The organism is Streptomyces sp. NPDC044061 (genome assembly GCF_056434305.1).
On record NZ_JBWKFL010000142.1, the window covers coordinates 1 to 3,593 of the forward strand.

A 3,593-nucleotide genomic window follows, 5' to 3' on the forward strand; every position below is an offset into this window, starting at 1 on the left:
AAAGCGCACATGTTCCGGCGAACACGTGCGAGGTGGTGCCGAAACATCACGGGTTCATCTTGCGGTAGTCCTGGTATTCGTCGCAGACGATGCCTTGGTTGACCCAGCGTTGGTGGTCTGCGGCGAGGTCACGCTCGGCCAGGTGCAAGGCTTCCTCGGGGGTGGACAGGACGGCGATCTCGCGTCCCCATGGCTCCTCGTCGGGGTCCAGAGGCGGGAACTCGGTGATGTCGAGGAAGTTGTCGGTGCCGATGTCTTCGACATCGCTCAGATAGATCGTCACGCCGGAGGGGCCGGGGCAGAGCGCAATCCAGCGGAGCCCTGGGTGACCGTCGCGTTCAACCTTGCCGAGGAACTGCTCGATCTGCTTTCCGCGGTGGAGAGCGGCGAGAGCGAAGGAGGGTATGAGGTGGCGCATGCAAGTTCCTCTACTCGTGCTGGTCGGGCAGGCGTCCTGCGTCGATGTGATCAGCAAGGTAGATCAGGGTGGCCTGCGGGTCCATGCCGAAGGCGGCGGCCACGAGCTTGGGGTCCATGGTGTTCACCAGGTCGACGAGTCGGGTGCTGCGGATCGTCCGGGGCGGGTATCCGCAGTCGTCAAGGACGTGTGAGAGATAGGCAGTTGACGCCGGGCTCCGCCCGGCCTTGGTTCCTTTGGTGACCATCACGTGCGGGTTGGTCGTCGGCCATGCCGCGCGGTGGGCCAGGCACCGTTCAATCACCGTCCACGAGGCGGGATCCAGCGGCACGGGGTGGGGTCGCTTGCCAAGCCGGACCGTCTGGGCCGCCGGATCGATGTCGGTGACCTGCAGTATCCGGACCTCCGTGCTGGAGGCGCCGTGGAGCAGGGCGAGCATGCCGAGCAGGGCCTCGTGCGGATGAACGTGTTCGCTGGTTGTCCAGCGGCGGAAGAGCTCGCGCTGCTGGTCGAGTGTGAGCGTCCAGCCGCGGAAGCCGTTCGAGTCCTTAACGATCAGGGTGCGAGTCGGGTCGATCAGCACGATGTGCTTGGAGCGGGTGAAGCGGAAGAACTGCCGGAGTACTACGAGCCGGCGCTTGCGGGCCTTGGGCAAGGTGGTCAGGAAGGCTTCGACGTCGTGAACGTCGACCAGGGCCCAGTCGTCCTTGCCGCGGTATTCGGTGAGGAAGCAGGCCAGGTCCCGCAGGATGCTCAGTGCGGTTTCCAGGGTGTGGTCGCTGCGGGGGCGGGTTCCGGCCCGGCGGGCCCGGTCCTGAGCCCGCATCCGGGAGGCGTCGAAGGCGGCCACGGCCGGCCGGAGCGGTTCGGGGACGGCGTCGATGCGGCGCTTGCGCCGCCCGGCGGCGAGCCGTTCGACCTGGTCAGTGGGCAAGGCCAGGCCGCGGAGGGTGAAGAAGTCCTCCAGCGCGCGGGCGAAGGGGCCCATCGATCGTCCGGGTCTGCGAGATCGCTCCAGCAGGGCCTGGGGCGAATTGGAGTGCTCGTCGTTCAGCAGTCGGCCCAGGTCGGTGACGAGGCCGCAGGCCCGGGCGACGCAGAAGCGAGCCGCGACATGCGCGACGAAGTCTTCGAGCCAGGCGGGTGGGTCGGCCAGCTGGTCGCGGAGGTGTTCACCGCGGATGAAGGGGCGTCCGGGGTGGCGCTGCCAGCACGCCGAGCACAGCCCCAGTCCGGCATGCCGACGCAGCTGGCCGCACTCGCGGCAGATCCGGGGCGGCTGCTTGGGCGGGCCTGGGCGGGAGCACGACCCGCACCAGCCGGTGTCGTCCCGCAGATAGCCCGGCTTGCCGCAGCGAGCGCAGCACTGCTGGGCGGCGAGTCGCTCGGCCTTGCGGCGGCAGTCCCGGCAGAGTCGGTTGCCGGCCGAGCGGACCGGATGGCCGCACTGGTCGCATACGCGTGAGCAGGCGATGCACCGGCCGGTGTCCTCCTGGAGGACGCGGTCCTTGCCGCAGGACGGACACACCGTCTTCGTGGCCTGCTCCTGCATCCGGCGCCGGCATCGGCAGCAGTGCTGGCGGTCGCGATAGCCGACCGGCCCGCCGCAGGTGATGCAGTCCCGTTGCCTCTTGCCCACGGTGATCGCCGCCGGTCACAGGGGCGGCATCGACCGGCCCCGCCCGGAGGCGGCCTGAGGCAGGTCGGCGACGGGCCGAGGCGGTGCGATGGGCCGCTCGACGGGAGTGGTGTCGACCTCGATCAGGTCGTTGGGGGTGCACTCCAGCGCGGTGCACAACGCGGCCAGCGTGGTCATTTTCACCTGCGAGGGCTCCTTGGTGAACAGTGCGGACACCGACGCGGAGGACAGCTCCAGGCCGGCCTTCTCGGCCAGCAGCCGCCGCAACTCGGTGCCGGTCCACACCTCGCGCTGGGCGGCGGCCATCCGCAGCCGCCATCGGATCTTCATGCCGTGGTGTCCTTCCCGGTCAGCTCGGCCAGGGTGCCGGTGACTGCCCGCTGATAGGCGTCCTCGATGAACGTCGCGGAGGGCCGGACATAACGCATGGTCGAGCTGACCGTCCAGTGACCGAGCATCTGCTGGATGGCCACCAGGTCGACGCCGCGTTCGTAGTTGTGGGTCGCGCACGCCCTCCGCAAGGCATGCGGGCTGAACCGCTCGGCGGCGGGGCGGCCTTCGAGCTCCATGAGATAACGGAGCCGGTTGCGGACGGTCCCGCGATGCAAAGCCCCTCCGGACTCGTCAGCGAACAGCACGTCAGAATCGGGGAACTTGGGCCGCACGTCCGCCAAGAACCACCGCAAGACCAGGTCCAGCCCGTCGAGCATGGGCACCCAGCGCGGCCGCGGCCCGGAAGTATGGGCGCCCTTACCGAAGCGGACGTGGAGTTTGCCGAACGGGCCGCGGGTGAAGTGCAGGTCAGGTTTCTCCAGCAGCGATGCCTCCTCCGAGCGGAGCCCGGCGTGATACAGCGTCCGGAACATCGCATAGTCCCTCGCGGCAGGCCCGTACTTTCGGGCGGTCGCGATCCGCTGCTTCATGAAATCGAAGAACTCCGCCACCCGCTCGGGCGTCGGCGGCGGCACGAGGGCCGGGGAGTCGTCGCCGACATGGCGGGAGGCGTTGAACTCGTCGACCGGGCAGACCAGCCTCACGCCGAACGCGGCCTCGATCTCGGCCGCCTTGCGGGCCTGCAGGAACCGGTGGAACCCCTTGAAGATCTGAACATACTCGCGCCGGGTCGACGTCGCCCGGCCCTTTACCGCGAGGTCGCCGACCACCCGGTCGATGTCCTCCGGTGTCACCTCCCATGCGGGTCGGCCCAGGGCCGCGAGGGTTCGCTCCAGCAGGCCGATGTCGTTGTCGATGGTCACCGGGCTGAAGCCGCGGGCCCGCCAGGAGGCGACGAACGCATCGACACACGCGGTCTGGAACTGCCACGGGTCCGTCGCCAGCGACTCCTGCGGGACGGCCCCGCCCGCGATGACCTGCAGTCTCGCCTCGGCCACCGGCACACCTTCCTCGCACCTGAACGGTCAAGGCAGCACCTAGAGAACCGGGGTGCTACCGCGAGAACCAACGAGGACGCCAGGAACGGGATACGGCCAGGTGGCAGCGGCAACTCGTGTGAGGGAACAAGTGCCAGCCCCAGAT

At 68.9% G+C, this 3,593-nt stretch carries 4 protein-coding genes; all 4 read right to left on the reverse strand.

Annotation, left to right across the window (positions count from 1 at the left end; genetic code table 11):
• Nucleotides 1-46 precede the first annotated feature (46 nt).
• The 4 genes from AC07CM_RS50545 to AC07CM_RS50560 are packed head-to-tail and all read right to left on the reverse strand — an operon-like array spanning nt 47 to nt 3,448.
• Entirely contained in the window at nt 47-418 is a 372-nt protein-coding gene (locus AC07CM_RS50545; RefSeq protein WP_478883306.1) for a hypothetical protein, read from the reverse strand.
• A 10-nt stretch (nt 419-428) separates the two neighbouring features.
• Nucleotides 429-2,057, reverse strand: a complete 1,629-nt coding sequence (locus AC07CM_RS50550; RefSeq protein ID WP_478883307.1) for an integrase — start codon at nt 2,055-2,057, stop codon at nt 429-431.
• Nucleotides 2,058-2,072: 15 nt separating this feature from the next.
• Entirely contained in the window at nt 2,073-2,387 is a 315-nt protein-coding gene (locus AC07CM_RS50555) for a helix-turn-helix domain-containing protein (RefSeq protein ID WP_329225658.1), read from the reverse strand.
• Nucleotides 2,384-3,448 carry a tyrosine-type recombinase/integrase gene (locus AC07CM_RS50560; RefSeq protein ID WP_478883308.1) on the reverse strand — a complete coding sequence of 355 codons (1,065 nt, stop codon included), beginning with the start codon at nt 3,446-3,448 and terminating at the stop codon, nt 2,384-2,386. The genes AC07CM_RS50555 and AC07CM_RS50560 overlap by 4 nt, the downstream gene beginning before the upstream one ends.
• Nucleotides 3,449-3,593: the final 145 nt, after the last annotated feature.